This is a genomic window from Psychrobacter sp. Ps6, from assembly GCF_022129235.1.
Classification (GTDB): Bacteria; Pseudomonadota; Gammaproteobacteria; order Pseudomonadales; family Moraxellaceae; genus Psychrobacter.
Genome location: NZ_JADQAI010000004.1, coordinates 103,908 through 118,574, shown reverse-complemented (window position 1 = coordinate 118,574; position 14,667 = coordinate 103,908). Strand labels below are relative to the sequence as shown.

Annotated in this window: 12 protein-coding genes; 3 read left to right on the top strand and 9 right to left on the bottom strand. The window is 41.9% G+C overall.

Translation table 11 applies throughout. The features are described from left to right. Positions 1–100: 100 nt before the first annotated feature. Positions 101–1,645, bottom strand: coding sequence for a signal recognition particle protein (gene ffh / locus I3255_RS06345; RefSeq protein WP_238037997.1), 1,545 nt, complete (start codon positions 1,643–1,645; stop codon positions 101–103). Between the two features lie 465 nt (positions 1,646–2,110). Here ffh and ccsA point away from each other — a divergent pair, with 465 nt between their 5' ends. After that, a complete protein-coding gene (gene ccsA, locus I3255_RS06340) occupies positions 2,111–2,902 on the top strand; it encodes a cytochrome c biogenesis protein CcsA (RefSeq protein WP_238037994.1) in 792 nt (263 codons plus the stop codon). An 85-nt stretch (positions 2,903–2,987) separates the two neighbouring features. Here the strand turns inward: ccsA and purU are convergent, their stop codons facing one another. Both purU and I3255_RS06330 read right to left on the bottom strand, forming a co-directional pair. After that, on the bottom strand, positions 2,988–3,917 hold the full coding sequence (gene purU, locus I3255_RS06335) for a formyltetrahydrofolate deformylase (protein WP_238037991.1): 930 nt from the start codon (positions 3,915–3,917) through the stop codon (positions 2,988–2,990). A gap of 193 nt (positions 3,918–4,110) precedes the next feature. Next, on the bottom strand, positions 4,111–9,801 hold the full coding sequence (locus I3255_RS06330; RefSeq protein ID WP_238037987.1) for a hypothetical protein: 5,691 nt from the start codon (positions 9,799–9,801) through the stop codon (positions 4,111–4,113). Positions 9,802–10,286: 485 nt separating this feature from the next. Here I3255_RS06330 and rpmB point away from each other — a divergent pair, with 485 nt between their 5' ends. Further along, entirely contained in the window at positions 10,287–10,523 is a 237-nt protein-coding gene (rpmB, locus tag I3255_RS06325; protein WP_057761372.1) for a 50S ribosomal protein L28, read from the top strand. A 127-nt stretch (positions 10,524–10,650) separates the two neighbouring features. Continuing rightward, positions 10,651–10,806: a 50S ribosomal protein L33 gene (gene rpmG, locus I3255_RS06320; RefSeq protein WP_010201403.1), complete on the top strand. Its 156-nt coding sequence runs from the start codon at positions 10,651–10,653 to the stop codon at positions 10,804–10,806. A gap of 111 nt (positions 10,807–10,917) precedes the next feature. Here the strand turns inward: rpmG and I3255_RS06315 are convergent, their stop codons facing one another. The 6 genes from I3255_RS06315 to fghA form a co-directional block, all read right to left on the bottom strand. Beyond that, positions 10,918–11,229, bottom strand: coding sequence for a hypothetical protein (locus I3255_RS06315; RefSeq protein WP_101205798.1), 312 nt, complete (start codon positions 11,227–11,229; stop codon positions 10,918–10,920). A 221-nt stretch (positions 11,230–11,450) separates the two neighbouring features. After that, the gene (locus tag I3255_RS06310; RefSeq protein WP_058024609.1) at positions 11,451–11,762 is read right to left on the bottom strand and encodes a hypothetical protein; all 312 of its coding nucleotides are present in this window, start codon (positions 11,760–11,762) and stop codon (positions 11,451–11,453) included. A gap of 115 nt (positions 11,763–11,877) precedes the next feature. After that, positions 11,878–12,273 carry a hypothetical protein gene (locus I3255_RS06305; RefSeq protein WP_238037983.1) on the bottom strand — a complete coding sequence of 132 codons (396 nt, stop codon included), beginning with the start codon at positions 12,271–12,273 and terminating at the stop codon, positions 11,878–11,880. Positions 12,274–12,377: 104 nt separating this feature from the next. Then, positions 12,378–13,067 (bottom strand): ribulose-phosphate 3-epimerase, encoded by a 690-nt coding sequence (gene rpe, locus I3255_RS06300; RefSeq protein WP_238037980.1) that lies wholly within the window; start codon positions 13,065–13,067, stop codon positions 12,378–12,380. Positions 13,068–13,177: 110 nt separating this feature from the next. Beyond that, positions 13,178–13,459, bottom strand: coding sequence for a TIGR03643 family protein (locus I3255_RS14945; protein ID WP_346268620.1), 282 nt, complete (start codon positions 13,457–13,459; stop codon positions 13,178–13,180). Between the two features lie 226 nt (positions 13,460–13,685). Further along, positions 13,686–14,576 (bottom strand): S-formylglutathione hydrolase, encoded by an 891-nt coding sequence (gene fghA / locus I3255_RS06290; protein ID WP_238037976.1) that lies wholly within the window; start codon positions 14,574–14,576, stop codon positions 13,686–13,688. Positions 14,577–14,667 lie beyond the last annotated feature (91 nt).

Below are 14,667 nucleotides of genomic sequence, written 5' to 3'. Positions count from 1 at the left end.
TTTATTCATCTGTAATTATCCATAGCTAACCATAAAAAACCCTAAAGCTTGGGTAGCTTTAGGGCCTATATAAAATGCTTTCAGTATACATCACGATGGCTTAAAAGCGTGTTTTAAACTTCTTAGGCGCTTGGTTTTGCATTTCTTGTATCTGCTTTTGCATCTCTTCGGTGCTTGGCATATTGTTCGGATCCAGTCCCATTTGCTTAGCCATTTGTTCTGGGTTCACATCCTTAGCGCTTTGCTGGCCGCCGCCAAACAATGGACCGCCGCCACCGCCGCCTGCGCTGCCGCCACGCATTAGTCCTTGCATAGACTTCATCATTTTACTAATGCCTTCAGGCTTTGAGATCATTTTCATCATTTTTGCCATTTGCTTATGCTGCTTAAGCAAACGGTTGACGTCTTGGATTTCACGACCTGAACCTGCAGCAATACGGCGCTTACGACTTGGGTTAATCTTATCAGGGTTTTTGCGCTCAAAAGGCGTCATTGAGTTGATTAATGCTTCCATCTCACGCACCTTTTCTTCTGGTTTGGCATCTTCGACGGCTTTTTGCATGTCTGAGCCGCCCATACCTGGCATCTTATCTAAGAAGCCTGCCATGCCGCCCATACTTTTCATCTGCTGGAACTGGGTTAATAGATCCTCAAGGTCGAAATCACCGCCCTTTTGCATCTTTTTCGCCATTTTTTCGGCTTTATCACGGTCGATTTTTTGCTCAACTTCTTCGACCAAACTCAGTACGTCACCCATACCAAGAATGCGCTGGGCAATACGCTCAGGGTGGAACAGCTCTAGCTCGTCGAGTTTTTCACCGCGACCCAAGAATTTAATTGGCTTACCTGTGATAGCGCGTACAGAGAGCGCCGCGCCGCCGCGAGCGTCACCGTCAGTCTTGGTTAAGATAACACCCGTCAATGGCAACGCATCATTAAAGGCTTTTGCGGTATTGGCGGCATCTTGACCCGTCATTGCATCGACGACAAATAGTGTCTCAGATGGATTAACCGCAGCCGTTAGAGCCTTAATTTCATCCATCATGGTATCATCGATATGTAGACGACCCGCGGTATCAATGATCAGAATATCTTGATACTGGATTTTGGCTTCTTCGATGGCACGCTTTGCGATATCAATTGGATTCTCATCCGTGCTTGAATTCACAAACTTAGCATTTACCTGACCTGCGACTTGCTCAAGCTGTTTGATCGCAGCTGGACGATAGACGTCAGCCGATACCAGCATGACTTTTTTCTTTTGGCGTTCTTGTAGATATTTTGCCAATTTACCAGCCGTCGTGGTCTTACCAGCACCTTGCAAACCTGCTAGTAAATAAACAACAGGTGGTTTCCCTGTCATCTCTAGCTGCTGGTTGGCACTGCCCATCATTTCGGTCAGCTCATCGTGTACGATTTTGACAAAGGCTTGACCGGGTGCTAGCTCTTTGAGCACTTCAGCACCCAGTGCTTGCTCTTTGACGCGTTTGACGAAATCACGAGTGACAGGCAGTGCTACGTCAGCTTCTAACAATGCCATACGTACTTCACGCAGGGTGTCTTTGATATTGTCTTCGGTCAACTGCCCCGTACCCACGATATTACGTAGGCTGGACGATAAGCGTTCTGTTAAGGTATCAAACATAAATAACTCTCAATTAAAATGGTTTTCAATTAAATAATACGCAATTAAAATAGCTTTCAATAAAATAGTGGCGAATCAAACGATTCAAATGGTTCATCAATACTATTAGGATGGACTATCAAATACTGGAGTTTCTCTGATAAGAAATGTATAAAAAATCATATTATCAATACTATAGCATCAACACGGCTCAAAACTTATAGTGGTTTTGCAAAAGACTCAGTTCTTATCTTTATAAGTGATTTCTTATCAGTGATTTCTTGTCAGTGACTATTTATAAGCGACTGATTTTATATTTTGCTCATTGCAGCCTTGGCAAACATTTATAAGGAATAATCAAGATGGTACTCAACTGGCACCCATTTTATGATAAATTGGACGATTATTCTAATCATTCTGATAATACTATTTTAGCGACACATTGAGCGGCAGTTTATGCTCAGTTCAAGATGAGGCTTTTTATCTGTGCACCTTGCATTCTTACTTGCTAGCATGGCCTATGTCTTAGTCAGTCTCCACATTGGTTGGGCACTGATTCAGGACAAACCTATTCATAAAGGCATCAGTTTGGGGCTTTTATTGGTAGGGATGGCCGCACATGCGACCTTACTTTATCCATATGTTGTGACGCTTTATGGTCTGAATTTCAATTTGTTCAATATCATTAGCCTGACCAGTTTATTCTTCTTATTCTTTTATCTGCTGTTTTGTCTGTACCGCCCTATTCTGAGCCTTGGTATTTTGGCTGCGCCTACTGCACTAATAGGTATGACCGTCGGCTATATTGGCCGCGCACCCTATCAACCGCTTACTGACGTCAGTGTCGGTCTTGAAACTCATATCCTATTATCATTAGCGGCCTATTGTGTGCTGTTGATGGCGGCAGTACAAGCGCTATTTTTGCGTCTACAAATTCGCGAGCTTAAGCATCATACCATTCACCGATTTTGGGTCAATAAATTACCCTCATTACAAAGTATGGAGAGTCTATTATTCGATATGCTTTTGGTGGGCTTTGTGCTGCTTAGTATCGCACTGGGCATCGGGTTTATCTATGTCGAAGATTTGATGGCACAGCACATTGTGCACAAAACAGTATTTAGTCTGCTATCGTGGTTATTATTTGGTACGTTGCTGCTTGGCAATTGGCGCGCAGGATGGCGAGGCAAACGTGCGGCGAATATCACTATTTATGCCTTTATTCTGTTGGCGATTGGCTTTGTGGGTAGTAAGTTTGTTTTGGAAATGCTGATATAAAATATCACATTATAAAAAAGGCGGTCAGTAACTGTTACTACTGACCGCCTTTTTTACTTTTGAATTGGTTTTTTACGGAATTTTACTAGTTAAAAACTACGGTCTTGTTACCTGCCACAATCACACGGTTTTGCACATGCCAATTGACAGCACGAGCCAATACATTGCGTTCGATATCACGTCCAATCGCACGCAACTCTGTTACCCCTTGGCGGTGGGTCACGCGGTGCACATCCTGCTCAATGATAGGGCCTTGATCAAGCTCCGCTGTGACATAGTGCGCAGTTGCCCCAATGAGCTTAACGCCTTTATCATAAGCCTGACGATAAGGATCTGCACCCACAAACGCAGGCAAAAATGAGTGATGAATATTAATCACTTGCATCGGCCAACGCTTCACGAAATCAGACGATAGAATCTGCATATAACGCGCTAACACCAGTAAGTCATTACCTACCATCAGCTTATGAATTTGCTTCTCCGCTTCTACCTTATTCTCTTTGGTCACGGGCACATGGTGAAAGGTAATGCCGAAGTTTTCAACCGCTTGTTGTAAATCAGGATGGTTACTCACCACGCAAGTAATCTCGCAATCTAGCAAGCCACGCTGATGTCGCCATAATAAGTCTAATAACGCGTGATCAAACTTTGACACCAAAATACCTACTTTGGTTTTCGTGGCATTGTTATGTAGACGCCAGTCCATGTTATGGCGCTTAGCCACAGTATGCGCAAAGCTGGCCTCAAAGTTATCGATGATATCGCTCAGACCTGCCAAAGCAAACTCCAAACGCATGAAGTACTGACCGCCTTCATGAGCCGTCGAATACTGATCTAAGGTGATGATATTCGCGCCGTAACGATGAATAAATTCAGAGACTGCTTGCACGATGCCAGCCTGATCTTTGCATTTAATGAGTAGCGTCGCTGTATCAGTAAAGCTAGGGATCTGCTTGCTCTGTGAGGCTGTGTTTGTTGTATTTGATGATGAAACCGGTTTGGTATTGTCTGACATAATACGCCCAATATAAGAAGTGATGACTGATCGCTGAAAAATTGCTGGCAGCGTAGTAAGCCGGTTATTTTAATCTTTTTTGCGATGCTTTGCTGAGCGAGTTAGTTGTTTTTGGTTATTTAACTCCATAAAACAAAAACCCCTGACATGTGGTCAAGGGTTTTAAAATATCAACTTTCAATATTGACTAATATTATTCAACCTTTATAGTTCTGGTAAAACCTACTCCGTTACTAACGATTCCTAATGTGGCCCCTAATTCAAACGCTTGATTGAAGTCTACAATATAACTGTTATAACCTTGCGATTGTGTATTTGGTCCGACACCATTAATCGATACTGCATAGCTTGGCTGATATGGTGAAAGTATCACTTTCGTAGTATCTTTTTCGGCATCGATATTAACACTCAAGCTATTCACACAGGTTGCATTACCTGGACCAAACGGGCTCGCATCTGCGATCCAAGGGCTGAATAAGGTATCATCAACGATATCCAAGTCACCATCCAAGTATGGTAGCGAATAGTTCAGGCTTTGGGTGTTTTCACTACCATTTAAGAAGGTTGATGCATCGAATCTGACTTTTACCCAGTTTGAATAGCGGATAGGATAGCGAACTTGGAAATCAGCACGTCCTTCTGCGTCAGTGATAAAAGAATAGCCGTCATCAGCAAATGTTCCACCAATAATAGCAACTGGGTTAATGGTATCCAGTACACCATTGTTGTTTACATCATCGTCATTATCCAAGATGTAATTATACTCCGGACTGTCTTCACTCGTAATCCAGTTAGACCGTAACAAAATGGCAGATTTTTCAGAGAATGTTTTAGGTTCTGGCGTACTGATGTTACCTTCTCCATCTACTATATTAGCCCCTTGATACGAAGTGCTACTATCTAGCAGACACACGCGACCTTGTGCGTACTCCACTGCATAAGACTTGATGGATACCTCTTTGTTAGCAACGGCCTGTCCTGAGCCATCCATAACCGATATCGAGCCACGAACTGTGTAGTAGATGTCGTCAGAAGATATTTTATTAGCAAACGTCAATGTCGTATAAACAGCATCTTTTGACACGGTAATAGTAGTGGACTTGCTACCAATATTGTTAGGGTCATTCAATAGTCGAGCGTTTAGAGTCACACCATTGATCGGTGAGCTGGCGTTTGCCAAATACACTACACGTGCTTGACCTTTACTATCAGTAATAGCAGTTGCAGCAGACAATCGTCCTGCTGAGGAATCAGAAGCACGGCTAAAGACGACTGTCTGTCCTTCTACAGGCACATCATTTTTATCTTTGACGGTTGCGACAAGCTCGGTACTACTACCTGGCGTAATCACTGATCTTACCGCTTGGAACAGTATCTTAGCTGGCGTAGTGGCTCTAAAACGCGTATCCACGGTTGTTTGATACTTGAGCTGACCGTTATTCATCTCACCAAGTACCGTCGCCTGCAATACTGCTGTGCCAGCAAGTGGAGAATTCAGTACGACTGGAACTGTAATAATATTACCTTGAATATTCGCAGCTGTTATCGCTTGGGTCGAGATGACATCATTGTTCGCAAACGTTCCAATCGTTGTTTGTACTTCTAAGAGCTTACCAATAAGTGCATTCGCCTCAGCTACAGAGTTAGTGCGAATCTGTATATTAATATTCTGAGCCATATTAACATCGTAAACATCTTCAATATCGATGAAGCTAATACCTGCTTGCGATACCTTAACCAAATCAATGCTACTGGTACTACGCTGCGTGGTCAGCTCTCGCTCACCCACTGCTCTCACAAAAACACGTAAGTTACCATTGCTATCAAAGCTCAAATCACTTTCGTTGACAGTAAAGCTAGCTTTACCTTCTGCATCAGTGATCGCGGTTGCATCATCAGCAATAAGGTTACCGTCAGTATCAATGAGTTCTACATTGGCATTTGCAATCGCAAGTCCCGTCCCATCAGTTAAAGTAGAAGACAGGGTGGTTGTACTATTATCCTTGAGGTTTTTCTCAGATGCTGTAAGGGTGAGTGTTGTACCAATTGCAGATAAGCTCAGAGACTTTTGTTCACGCACCTGCATATTGACATTACCATCTACATCATATTGCGGCGTGACGATTTTGGCATTAATCACGACACTATGATTCAGGCGAGCATTGATACTATTAGCTGCTAACAATACACCCACATCAACCCGACCACTACTATCGCTTACAACTGTGCTCGATGTGGTCAATGCTGCTCCGCTTGACTCTAGGTTTTCGATGCTTAACTGTACTGGCACACCTGTGAGAATACCACCGTTATTATCTGTTACGATGAATGAAGCTTGGGTTTGGTCGCCACCTGTAGTCAATGTTGGCTTATCAGAAGACGCTATTAGCTGGTAACTCTCAATTGTAGACGTATCCACTGCGACAGTGTATTTTTGCTCTAGCTCGACATTTTCTGCTGTTATCGTTTTCGCTGTTAATCGAATACCATCCTTTTTTAGAACTTCTTGGTTAACGCTAGCACCATCTTCCAATGTAAGGTCAAAAGTTGCCACACCGTCACCATTAGTTGTAACAATGTTATTGCTAATAGTTACGCCAGTTTGTAGAAAATCGTCAACATATAGTTCAACTTTACGATTGGCAATACCTATAGTCTTGTCGGCATTGTCAGCGTTGCCTTTGATGTTATTAGCAACTCGCACAAAGACCTTGAATGTATCTCCTCTGGTATTGACGACTTTATTTGCACCGATGGCAAGGCTTTCAGACGTACCATTAAGATCTGGAATCACTGTCTCAACAGTACTTGTCTGCGTCACAATGTTCCCACTACTATCAGCTGCTGATAATGCCACCACAAAGCTTTCGCCTATTGCCGCCTTTTGAGCATCGGTTAGATTATTAGGTACAGCAATAGTAAAGACTGCTTTGCCTGAATCATCAGTAGTCTGACTGCCACCTGAAACCAAAGTAATCCCTTTACTAGCAACAGATGCTGGCAGTGCGAGGAATACTTTTTGTCCGCTAATCACATTGCCTTTGTTATCTTCTGCTATCACTTCAACCTGTGTTTCACCACCATTTAGGTTTAAAGCACTTACTGGATTACCCAGTAAAGAGATAGCCGCTGTCATAGATTGAACTTTAACCTTGATTTGTTGTTGCTTGCCAGTCAATGTCTCTGTCAAAGTGGCGGTCAATACTTGCTTGCTAAGCGCTTCTTTTTGCTCATCATTCAAGTTATTTGGAACTACAACATTAAAGCTAACCAAACCATTGGCATTTGTACTAGCAATGATATTTGATGATCCAAGCTGACCATTTACTGTGAGCAGGCTTGCTAATTGTGGATTATCAAATATCAACTTCACTGTCTGATTAGTGACTTGCTCACCAGATGACTGATTATTTAGCTGTGCTTGGATAGTGGCAGTACTACCCACATTGTTTAGGATATATCCTGCTTGATTATCGATGTTATTGGTGGCGTTCAAGATATTTAAACTAACGTTAGGCGTAGTGATTTTTACTTTCTGTATCTCTGACTTATAAGAAACGTTGTTTTCAACATAAGTTAGCTGATAGTTGATACCTGTATTCTTTAAATCCTCTCGCTGTACAGCTGTCAAACCTTCAGGTACATTAATAGCAAAAATCGCCTCACCATTAAAATCTGTAGTCGCTGTAGTTTGAGTAACTGTAACACCGTACTCTAATGCTTTTGCACCTAGCTGGATAGTAACTGCTTTGTCTTTGACTGGCTGAGCACTACTCGCTTTGGATGTCAATCTCACACCAATGTTACCGTTACCGCCTAATTCACTAATTTCTGGAGTTGTAATAGAAGCAAATTGTATACTCGTTACTGGCTGCTCAACGTTTACTGTCTGAATAATTTTGGATTGAGTACCATCTTCATCAGTCAATACTGCGGTGTAAGCAATACCTGTTTTTATTAGTTCATCACGCTGTGCTTGGGTCAGATTCTGACTGATACGAACGGTAAATTCTGCCACGCCATTGCTATTTGTGGTTTGTTCGTTACCTTGAATGGTAATACCTGTCGTAAAGCCTTCGTTAATGACAAGCTTAACTGTACGTCCCACAGCAGCGCTGCCATCTTTACGCTTACCTAGGATTTGCAATTCAAACTGCTCATCTAGTATATTTGCAATTGCAGGTACGCTTTGCGCAGTCAATGTAATATCGCTTTGTCCGATATCTGAACCGATACGAATACTCTCACTATTAACGGTGCTCGGTACCCCCGATGCTTCTGTTATATTTGCAGTCAATGCAAAACTACCTGCATTTTCGAGCTTCGCTTTTTGTGACACTGTTAGGTTATTAGGAACTCGTACCGTATAGCTAACTTCACCTTTAGCATTAGTGGTCTGTTCTGAATTATTCTCTAAGGTTAATAGACCTGCAGACGCTAGGCTTGCTGGTAAACTTGCTATTACCTTTTGCCCTGCAACTACACCGCCGCGGCTATCATTAACACGGAAACTAATGACCGCACTACCACCTGAGCTTGATAGCTCTTTTTTGCTGCTTTCGTTGAAGTTGATTTTGTACTTCGCAGTTGGAACAATAACTACGCTAGAAGAGCTTACTGTTGCTGTCGAACGATTCGGTTCTGTGAGTACGATAGTATAACTAATACTTTTGTCTGCAAGCTCCTGACGTTCGGTGACGCTCAATGTTGGTGATATGTTTAATGCTACCGTCGCTTGACCATTGGTATCTAACACCAACTGTTCACTCGCAAGACTCACACCTTTAGGAGCATCATTTAATTTGATTGTTGCCTTTGCACCATTAATTTGAGTCGATACATTTGTATTTTTAGGTGAGGCAGTGATAGTAAGCTGCTGTGTATCACCATAAGCACTAAGCTGTGTTGAATTTCCTGAAACTTTTAAATTATAGTCAGATATCGGTAATGCGACAGATAACTTTCCATTTACTAGCTTGGTCGCACCGCTGTCTTCTTTGATACTAATAGCATAGTTAATACCTTGTAGAAGTGTATTACGTTCAGCAGCAGACAGGTTTTCATCTATTTGTATTATAAAGTTTGCATTACCTCGAGCATCTGTGTTTTGGCTCGCTGCTTCAACAGACACCCCTTTTATAGAACCTAGTCCCAAACCTACTGCCACATTTGGAACCAATGCACCTTGTTCGTTTTTAAGTTGAACACTGAATACCGCACTATCTCCATAAGGGTTCAAGAGATTGTTAGATACGGAATTTGTATCAATGCTAGATTTCACAATGAGTTTGCTTTCGATAACTTGGGTACCATCACCGCTCCCTTCTCTACTAACAGAAACTTTTAACTCCTGCGGTGCGATAGCTGTACCGTCCGCTTTATTCGCAGTAGCTATCAATGTGAAGCCTTCTGTTATTAGTGTTTCTTTATTTGCAACTGCCTGTGGATTCAGCTTTAGTGTATATACAGCATTACCATTGCTATCAGTCACTTGAGTGCTTTGACCTTCAATAGTGATACCATTAGTTTCAGAATCCACTACTTTTAAAGTAACTGCTTTGCCAATCATCGCACCACCTGATCCTACCTCGGCAGCTTTAACTGTAACATTGAAAAGAGCCTGCTCATCAGATAGCTCGATGATAGTAGGTAATGTACTAAGCTTTTGTAAAAAGAAATCAGGCTCAACCTCTGGCACTTGCTCTCCGCCGCCATCGCTACCATTATTTTCGCCAGGCTGCTGAACCCCTAAGTCAGGTGCAGGTGCAACAGAATCTACAGTGTCACCATCACCGCCTCCACCACAACCTGCTAACGCTAGCGCGCAAGTCAAAGAAGTAAGTTGAAATAACTTAGAAGTAAAAGGCAATGAGCTATATGACATGTTTTTGACTCCGCATGAGCAGTAATTTATTCGAGCAAAAAGGCAGAAAACCATTACACAGAATTGAAGAATATTGGTAATGATACTTAGATTTACAGTGATACCGATGTATTAACAGATTGTATTAAATATATAACAGCAACTTTACTGACTTTTGTTATAACTTACAACTAAAAATTAATCTTTACTATTAAACAATCAACAACATAGCGCGCTTATTTCAGGGTATAATAGCCCTCCTTTAATCCAACAGTTATTGTAAAAATATTTGAGTATTCATTTGTTTTATGGTATAAATGTCGGCTTTAAAATTTTCTGAATTGGTCAGCCTGTTATTTGCCTTTAGATAACAGCAAAACCAGCTCAACCTTCATATAGTTTTGTTTGGTGCAAAGCTGCCGCTTGCTGTGTCCATGCCGCAAAAACGTGCAACTTGCCCAGACTGGTATGAGAAAAACTCATACCTCATAGATTAGGAGTTCGCCATGTCTCGAGTTTGCCAAGTGACTGGAAAGCGCCCTATGGTGGGTAATAATGTTTCGCATGCAAACAACAAAACCCGTCGTCGCTTTCTACCAAACCTTCACAACCATCGTTTTTGGGTAGAGTCTGAAAACCGCTTTGTACGTCTACGTGTGTCTACCAAAGGTATGCGCATCATTGACAAACTTGGTATCGATAAAGTGTTAGCGGATCTACGCGCACAAGGTCAAAAAGTTTAAGTTAAAAATAGCAGCTGAGTGATGACTCTCATTATTTAGCTGCCGTTTTGCTACATTGTAGGTAGCGACTTATTCTTCTAGACACGTACCTATCGTTTGAAGACCCCTCATTTACAGGAAAGCTATCATGAGAGATAAAATTAAATTAGTATCAACAGCTGGTACTGGGTATTACTACACCACTACTAAAAACAAGCGCACTATGCCTGGCAAAATGGAAATCAAAAAGTTTGATCCAAAAGTACGCCAGCACGTGATCTTTAAAGAAGCTAAAATCAAATAATCTCCATTTTATAAATGGTACTATTTGAACGAAAAAAGGGTTTATCAATTGATAAACCCTTTTTTCATGCTTGTATATTTAGCTATCTTCAGCTCGCTAATACCCTAAAGATCAACTGTAGTGCGTTGGTTCTTTATCATACACATGCGCATGCCACTTACTCATCTGCTTTTGCATAATAACCTGAATCGCAGCATGAATCATATGTTGACCAATGGCTTGAGTATCGCTACCAAGTAGCTCTTTTAGTTTGTCAGAAAAGTCGATAGTCATTAGCGGCGCTTCGTCTTGCTCGGCATCACGCAACAACAATCTACCATCATCTGCTTCCACCAGCTCTAATGTGGTTTCTTTGGCGAACCCTGCAAATTGATCGCTACTTTCGTTGTCTACTTCTATATCGTTATCGATATCATATGGCATTAATATGTTCCTTATTATCCCGTTTAGTACTGGTAGAGAAACTAGTCATTGCAAAGCAGTTATTGATTGAAAACAAACTCATTCGGCAAATCTATCATCTTACAGTAACGCGGGTAAATCTGTCTTACTCATACAATGGACGCTTTAACACTAGAATTCAAGGGCTATCACATAAGTCTTCACTATAAAAACAAACCTAGATACCTTGCAATAAGGACACATTAGCGCCAATAGCGCAGTTTCGCTAACGTAAATAAGAAAGCAACGAACATCCCAAGGTAATAGACCAGCTTTAGCTCAAGGGTGGGATCACGGTATTTAAAAGGCAGAGCAACAGTCGCCGTTGCAGTCGGAAGTATCAATAACATCAGCAGCCAGTTCTCAATAACATTGAGCCAACCCTGTAAATCTGTCCCGTTACGCAGTGAAGCGAGCCCCATCAAAAGACAAGCTATGATTAAGCTAGTAAACAGGCCATTTGGTAAGTCTTTAGGATATATAATTTTGGCAATACTGGCCGGTACAATTCGCATATAAAATTCCAGCCATACTTACAAAGCAAGGCTTAACGATTAAAAAAGTATAGAAAATAGCTTATGAGAATATTACAACGCTATATTTATGAATAGATACTATCTGCTAAAGCATTTAACTATAAGTACCCATCAGCCATAGCATCGATATACAAGAGGTCAAATAGCCCAAACTAATGGCATTCCAACTCTCGATATGCAGGCCTTTGACTTTATTGAGTATGCGAGAACCCACTAAAAAAAATAGTGGAATACCTAACATGAACGCAGGCACAATGACCGCTGCATGGCGCAACACTGTTCCGACATCATCACCCACCATCAGGCGAAAGCCATAACCTGCCAAGCTAAGTACCAGTGCAAACATAGCCATGCCAATGGTAATGCTTTTGGGCACTAAGCTACGTTGCGGTGTCTCACTTCTTGACTGCCTAGCCTGCTGATTCAACGCTTCATGAGAGTTTGCTTGCTCAGAAGGGTCTGCCGAACTGCTAGAATGTTTTGTGTCCATATTTCACCTTTACGTGACTGACCGTTATCTAGTCATAAGTTATATAGCACATTTTAATAGTATTGTTGAATGGCTAATAGCGTTTATTAACCATCCAACACTTGCTAGCTGTTGTTTGCTAATAACAACTCTGCGCGCATCTCATCAATAGCCGCTTTATAATCTTCTTGATTAAAAATCGCAGAACCCGCAACAAACATATCAGCGCCTGCTTCAGCAATCGCACGGATATTGCTGGCTTTAATACCACCATCAACTTCCAATCGAATGTCTCGACCACTAGTAATGATACGCTGACGTACCTGGCGGACTTTATCTAAAGTACTATCGATAAACGACTGTCCACCATAGCCAGGATTCACACTCATTAATAAAATCTGATCTACTTTATCCATGACATAATCAAGATAATGTAATGGGGTCGCTGGGTTCAATACCAAACCGCACTCTGCACCGCCATCTTTGATAAGTTGAAGTGAGCGATCAATGTGATGACTGGCCTCTGGATGAAAGGTAACGATACTCGCCCCTGCTTCCAAAAACTGCTCAATCATACTATCGACAGGTGAAACCATCAGATGCACATCAATTGGCGCTTCAACACCATAGTCACGCAATGCCTTACAAATCATGCTACCAAACGTCAAATTGGGTACATAATGGTTGTCCATTACATCAAAATGAATCACATCGGCACCCGACTCTAGTACCTTCTCCACTTCTTCGCCCAGCCGCGCGAAATCAGCTGAGAGGATCGACGGTGCAATAAGATAAGGTTTAGCAGGACTGTTCATAATTGGGCTACCTAAGTCATGTTTATATAAAATATTGGTAAATTAAAAAATTCTAATCGGCTCACATATGCTGCGAGCCTTTGACATATTGGTGTTAAATACTTAGTTGTTTAGCGCTGCTTGTATTGGGTCTTACAATAAGCGCGGCCAACTTCAAAAGAGCGCTTTGCCTCATGCTTGGTAGCGCGATTACTCACTCGCTGACGCCATAAGCGAAAGGATGACGGCTTTAGCTCTTGGCGCATGAGTTTGATAACCGCAGTCTCATCGAGACCGTAGCTATGCTCTATCGCACCGAATGGCGTTCTATCTTCCCATGCCATCTCTATCACGCGAGATATTTGTACGTCATCAAGTACTCTATTGCCAGCGTCGTTGACGGTTTTTGCGATATACTCTTTTGCTTTCCCTTCGGACACGTAGTCGCTATCGACATCATGTTGATTTTTTGCCAAAGCTGCATCCATATCAGCCTTCATAGTAGCCTTTGTAGAGCCTGCATCTTCTGATTTATCTTTTATATTAGAAGCGGTCAAATCTTGATAACTTGCCATAAAAGTCACCTGTTGAGCATGAATGAGATCGTCAAAAATGTATCACGGTCGCCTGCACGGTATCTTAACTCAGTTGAGCCATATGCCAATGATGCTCGATATGATCATTCATCATGCTTTGTATAAAATAATAGCTGTGATCATGTCCAGCGTGATAACGTAGTGTCAGTGGTTGCTTGGCTTTTTCGCAGGCCTCTTGGAGTTTAGAAGTCTGTAGCTGACCTTCTGCTAAGAAGTTATCAGCGCCGCCTTGATCCACCAAAATACTGACATACTGCTGACCTGAGTTTGCAATGACTTTTGAGGCATCAAAGTGTTCCCACAGGGCTTTGTCTTCGCCGAAATACTCGGTATACGCTTGTTGCCCCCATGACGACTCACTGGCTGCACACACAGGCGACATGGCTGAGACACTAATAAACTTACTGGGGTGCTTGAAGCCTAATAACAATGACCCGTGTCCGCCCATTGAGTGTCCCATGATACCCATATTGATAATTGGGAACTCTACACGTAGCAAATCATACAACTCATCAACGATGTAGGTTTCCATATTGAAATGCTGCGCCCATGGTGCTTGAGTGGCATCTACATAATAACCTGCACCTTGACCAACAAAATAGCGCTCATCATCAGCCACATCGATATCAGCATGGCTACGTGGAGAGGTATCAGGGGCAATAAAAATAATACCAAGCTCGCTACATTTTTGTTGAAAGTGCCCTTTATGCGTCACATTGTCTGCGTTACACGTCAGACCTGATAGATACAATATCGCAGGACAACGTCGTCCAGCCAACGCTTCGTCAGGCAAATAAATACTGAACGTCATTGGAGACTGGGTGGCTTTTGATTCATGGCTATAATAATGCTGCTCACCATCAAAACAGCGATTCACACTTTTTTGCGTAAGCTGCTTATTGTTAGACAAACTATGACTATAAGAATTTTGCATGAGTGATATCCTTTTTATTCAAAAAACCAACGATAGCGTTTAATAAGTGCTTGTTATTTGATACTAGCATTTGCCAGTTACTAGATCATTT

Coding starts and splice junctions, on each gene's coding strand:
- purU (WP_238037991.1), bottom strand. CDS start 3,917: ATGTCAGACAATACCAAACCGGTTTCATCATCAAATACAACAAACACA.
- I3255_RS06305 (WP_238037983.1), bottom strand. CDS start 12,273: ATGGACACAAAACATTCTAGCAGTTCGGCAGACCCTTCTGAGCAAGCA.
- rpmB (WP_057761372.1), top strand. CDS start 10,287: ATGTCTCGAGTTTGCCAAGTGACTGGAAAGCGCCCTATGGTGGGTAAT.
- rpe (WP_238037980.1), bottom strand. CDS start 13,067: ATGAACAGTCCTGCTAAACCTTATCTTATTGCACCGTCGATCCTCTCA.
- ffh (WP_238037997.1), bottom strand. CDS start 1,645: ATGTTTGATACCTTAACAGAACGCTTATCGTCCAGCCTACGTAATATC.
- fghA (WP_238037976.1), bottom strand. CDS start 14,576: ATGCAAAATTCTTATAGTCATAGTTTGTCTAACAATAAGCAGCTTACG.
- I3255_RS06315 (WP_101205798.1), bottom strand. CDS start 11,229: ATGCCATATGATATCGATAACGATATAGAAGTAGACAACGAAAGTAGC.
- I3255_RS06310 (WP_058024609.1), bottom strand. CDS start 11,762: ATGCGAATTGTACCGGCCAGTATTGCCAAAATTATATATCCTAAAGAC.
- rpmG (WP_010201403.1), top strand. CDS start 10,651: ATGAGAGATAAAATTAAATTAGTATCAACAGCTGGTACTGGGTATTAC.
- I3255_RS06330 (WP_238037987.1), bottom strand. CDS start 9,801: ATGTCATATAGCTCATTGCCTTTTACTTCTAAGTTATTTCAACTTACT.